The sequence below is a fragment of the Sphingomonas mali NBRC 15500 genome (genome assembly GCF_001598415.1).
GTDB lineage: Bacteria > Pseudomonadota > Alphaproteobacteria > Sphingomonadales > Sphingomonadaceae > Sphingomonas > Sphingomonas mali.
Genome location: NZ_BCYX01000098.1, coordinates 1 through 1,352, shown reverse-complemented (window position 1 = coordinate 1,352; position 1,352 = coordinate 1). Strand labels below are relative to the sequence as shown.

Sequence of the window (1,352 nt, the reverse complement as noted above, 5' to 3'; positions counted from 1 at the left end):
CTCTAATCGCGCCTCCCTCGTCAACTTCTTCTTCGTCGCCTTCCGGGTCATGGTTCTCTTCGCGGTCGGCATCGGCCGCCGCAGCATCTGGTCCGGTCAGAAAAGCGCGGGCGCTGCAAGGTCCACAACGGGCTGACGTCAGATCACGTGCCCATGGCCCCTACCGCGCAGTCGCCCACACCTCGCCCGAGGCGACACGTACATCCGGCTCGCGCCGGACGATCTGGTTACGCTGCGGAGGCGACTGGCTCCCAGCGGAACGGCTCACCTGAGCGCCACACGCTGTGCAGGATCACCGATAGTTTCCGCGCCAGCGCGACCCGCGCCTTGCCTGGTCCGGCTCGCTCGGCGATCGCCAGCCCCCAGTCCTTCAGGTGCAGCGGTCGTTTCACCCGATGGAGGATCACGATGGCGGCCTCGTACATGAGCGTTCGCGCGAGGACGTCGCCGCATCCAGAAATGCGCCCGCTACGGTCGGTCTCACCTGACTGGTAGCGCCGCGGCGTCAAGCCGAGATGCGCTCCGACGGATCGCGAGCGAGAGAAACGAGCTGGATCCTCGATCGTGCTGACGAATGCGAGCGCCGACAGGGCGCCGATGCCCGGAACTGTCATCAGCAATCTGCAGGTCGCGTCTGCCTTCACCCGGCGCTGAACCGCCGCGTCGAAGACGGCAATCTGCTCACGAAGCTGTCTCCAGGTGGCAAGGAGCGGTCGCACGATCAACGCGACGTCCGGCGTATCCTCGATCATTGCTTCGACGCGGCGGTCGAACCTGAGGCCGCGGTCGGCACCCGGCAGCAAGCCGAAGGTCTTGAGCACACCGCGCACCATGTTGGAGAGTCGCGTCCTCATTCCAACGAGTTGGGCTCGCGCGCCGAGAAGGGATCGTGCTTGATGAGCATCCAGCGACTTGACGTGGACGGCGCGGTACCAGCCTGTCCGTACCACCTGCGCCAGCCCTTCCGCGTCATTTTGGTCGGTCTTGTTCAACCTCATTTGCAGCGCCGCCTTCACCCGGCGGGCGTCAAGGACCGCGACATCGAGACCAGCGGCACGCAGGCCGTGTACAAGCCACGGCGTCATCGCGCCGGTCTCGACGCCCAACTTCGCGCTGGCGCCTGCATGCTTGGAGATGAGCCGCGAGATCGAACCAGGATCAGTCGGGCTGGTGCCCCTCCAAACCCGTCGCCCTTCGGCATCGACCACGCAGATCGCCGTGGTCTTCTGTGACACATCCAAACCTACTGAGTGCGGCATCGAACCCTCCGATGGTGCTCACCACCGGGCACAGCGCCCGGATCGCGGCACTATCGATAGCTCGACTCACTCCGCGATTACCCGAGGTCCACA

The 1,352-nt window shown here is 65.2% G+C and carries 1 protein-coding gene; it reads right to left on the bottom strand.

All coding sequences use genetic code 11. The features are described from left to right. Positions 1–227: 227 nt before the first annotated feature. Positions 228–1,235, bottom strand: coding sequence for an IS110 family RNA-guided transposase (locus SMA01S_RS23935; protein WP_245649435.1), 1,008 nt, complete (start codon positions 1,233–1,235; stop codon positions 228–230). Positions 1,236–1,352: the final 117 nt, after the last annotated feature.